Origin of the sequence: Microvirgula sp. AG722, assembly GCF_003269145.1 — a bacterium.
Lineage (GTDB): Bacteria > Pseudomonadota > Gammaproteobacteria > Burkholderiales > Aquaspirillaceae > Microvirgula > Microvirgula aerodenitrificans.
Map to the genome: position 1 here is coordinate 1 of NZ_QLTJ01000038.1, position 3,393 is coordinate 3,393.

1 protein-coding gene is annotated in these 3,393 nt (G+C 71.1%); it reads left to right on the top strand.

Annotated elements, in window-relative coordinates; translation table 11 throughout:
* The coding region (locus DFO50_RS18640) for a hemagglutinin repeat-containing protein (RefSeq protein WP_199489901.1) at nt 1-3,393 on the top strand (3,393 nt) is incomplete at both ends.

Sequence of the window (3,393 nt, forward strand, 5' to 3'; positions counted from 1 at the left end):
GGTCAAGGCCGGGCAGATGACACTGCGGGCGGGGTCGCTGTCGGCGCCCGACAGCAAGTGGTCCAGCCGGGGCGCGCTGACGCTGAATGTCGACGGTGACGTCACCCATCGCGGCCAGTGGCAGGCCGACGGCGAGGCCGCACTGCATGTCGGCGGGCATCTGTACAACCACGGCAAACTGCTCGCGGTGGGCGCCCTGACACTGCGCGCTGCCGCCCTCGACAACGCCGCCACCGGCGAGATCCGCGCCGGCGAGACCCGGCTGCACATCGCCGGCCGCTTGCACAACCTGGGCCTGATCGATGGCGACCGGCTGGCGATCGCCAGCGCGTCCGTGCTCAACGAAGAGGGAGGCACCCTCGCCGCGAGCGAACAGCTGGACGTCGGCACCGCGTCGCTGCTGAACCGGGAACGGGGACTGCTGTTCAGTGCCGGCGGGCTGGCGATCGGCGGCACGCTGGACGCGCAAGGCCGCGCCAGCGGCCGGGCGCAGACGCTGGTCAACCGCAGCAGCACCATCGAGGCGCTCGGCGATCTGCAGATCGCGGCGGCGCAGATCCGCAATGACAACGATCACTTCGCCAGCGAGGTGGTGCCGGTCAGCGAGGAGGCCATCACCGAATTCCAGCCGTATGGCTCGCCAGACCGCTACCGGCGTGAGCGGCCCGGCATCGAGAACTTCAAAGACGAAGTGATGCGGCTGCGCACGCCGGAAGGCAAGACCGACCGCTACATCCAGTACAGCTATACCCGGCGGACCTACGCAAGCCGGGTCACCACGTCGGCCCCCGGCCGGATCCTGGCCGGGGGCCGGATATGGCTGGAGGCGGACCGGCTGATCAACGACAAGAGCCACATCCTCGCCGGCGGCCTGCTGGATGGCCCCATTGGCAAGCTGGACAACCTCGACGCGACCGGCACCCGGATCGTCCGCGACGATGGCGTCGCCGACAGCTACTGGCGCATCAAGCGGACCCCCAGCCTGCTGGAAAAGCACAAGAAGGACTGGCAGGGCTACGCGTCGCGGCCGTACACACCGCAGACCGAGCAGACGATCGGCCTCGGCGTGGTCGACTATCGCGGCCACAGCCAGCCGGTGGGCAGCGGCACGCAACTGAAGCCACGGCCGGGGAAGAAGGCGTGGACCGAGGTGGAGCGCCCGGACAGCGTGGTCCGTACCGGCGGACTGGAGCTGGAGCAGGATGACAGCCGCCTGTTCCGCCCGGCACAGGAACCGGACCGTTACGTGGTCGAAACCGACCCGCGCTATACCGACCGCCGGCGCTGGCTGTCGTCGGATGCGCAACTGGCCCAGTTGCAGGTCGACCCGCGCCATGTCCAGCGCCGGCTGGGTGACGGCTTTCATGAACAGCGGCTGGTGCGCGAACAGGTCATGGCGCTGACCGGTCGGCGCTTCCTCGGCCAGCATCGCAACGACGAGGCGCAGTACCGGGCACTGCTGGACAGCGGCGTGACCCAGGCGCGGGCGTGGCAACTGGTGCCCGGCGTGGCGCTGAGCGCCGCACAGATGGCACAACTGACCAGCGACATGGTGTGGCTGGTCGAGCACGACATCCGGCAGGCGGACGGCAGCACGACCCGGGCACTGGTGCCGCAACTGTACGTGCAGGTCCGGCCCGGCGACCTTGACGGCAGCGGTGCGCTGCTGTCGGCCGACCGGATCGGGCTCAAGATCGACGGCACGCTGTACAGCAGCGGCAAGCTTGCCGGCCGCGAACTGGCGCTGCGCGCCGGCCAGATCCGGCTGGCCGGTGGCCGGATCAGCGGCGATGAGCTCGACCTCCGCGCCACGGGCGATATCGGGCTGTACGGCACCGCCGTCGACGGCGCATCCCGGCTCGACATGCAGGCCGGGCGCGACCTGACCGTCAGCACCACCACCCGGCACACGGCGCATGCCCAGGGCAGCAGCACCCATGTTGACCAGGTGGCGCGGCTGACCCTGCGCGGGGGCGATGGCCGGCTGACCCTGCGCGCCGGTCGTGACCTGCAGGTCATGGGGGCAGAACTCGACAGCCGGGGTCAGACCGGCGTGCACGCCGGTCGTGACCTGAGCCTGGGCAGCGTCGCCACCGGCAGCACGCACCTGACGCAATGGAGTAACAGCAACTGGCGCCACGACGCCCGGCGCGACGACGTCGGCAGCCGGCTCCACAGCCGCAGCGACCAGGTACTGAGCGCCGGCCGCGACCTGCATACCCGCGCGGTGCAGGCGCGCAGCGAACACGGCGACCTGGCCGCCGTGGCCGGCCGCGACCTGCGCCTGATCGGCGGCGAGGCCTGGCAGCATGTCGACCAGCTGCTGCAGGTACAGCACCGCGGTCAGCTGAGCAGCACGCTGGAGACCACCCGCGACACACTGGACCAGCAGCAGATCCGGGCCAGCACCCTCAGCGGCGAGCGGCTGCAGCTGCAGGCCGGCCGGGACCTTGAACTGAGCGCCAGCCAGGCAGCGTCGACACAGGACACCCGGCTGCAGGCCGGCCGCGACCTGGCGCTCAGCGCCGGGTACAGCCGGCACACGCTTGACCACTACCGGCAGCAACTGACCAGCGGGGTGTTCCGGGGCGGCAGCATCGGCTTCACTGCCGGGGAGCAGGAACAGCGGCACCGGCAGCGGGAGGAGGGGGAACGTGCCGTGGCCAGCCTGGTCGGTGCCACCGACGGCGGGGTGACCCTGTCCGCCGGCCGTGACTACCGGCAGACCGGCAGCCAGGTGCTGGCGCCCCGCGGCGACATCGGACTCGATGCGCAGCGGATCACACTGGGCGAAGCCCGCGAGCGCAGCGAACAGCGCAACGACACCATCTTCCGCCAGTCGGGTCTGTCACTGCGGGTCAGCAGCCCGGTGATCACCGCTTACGAAACCGCCCGCCAGCTGCAGCAGGCCTCGGCCGACAGCGACGACCCGAGACTGAAACTGCTGGCCGGCGCCGGCGGCGCCCTGGCCGGCAAAAACCTGTACGACGCGCTGAAGGCCAATCCGAAGGGAGGAGGCGTCACCGTCAGCCTGACCGTGGGCAACAGCCGCAACGAGCAGCGACAGCAACGGCACGGCGAACAGGCCCGGGGTGCCCAACTGGTGGCCGGCGGCGACGCCAGCCTCCGTGCCCATGGTGCGGGCGAGGACAGCGGAATCCGGCTGCGCGGCAGCGAGATCCGCGCCGGTGGCGACCTGAGCCTGAGCGCGGACGGCGCCCTCACCGTTGAAGCCGCCCGGCACTGGCAGCAACAGCGCCGCCGACAGCACGGCAGCCAGGGCGGATTCGGCCTCGCCGCCAGCTACGGCGGGGGCCAGGGCAAGGGAGCGGCGGTCGGCTTCCATCTCCGCGGCGGTCTCTCGCAGGGTCGAAGCGAGGGCGACGACGTGGA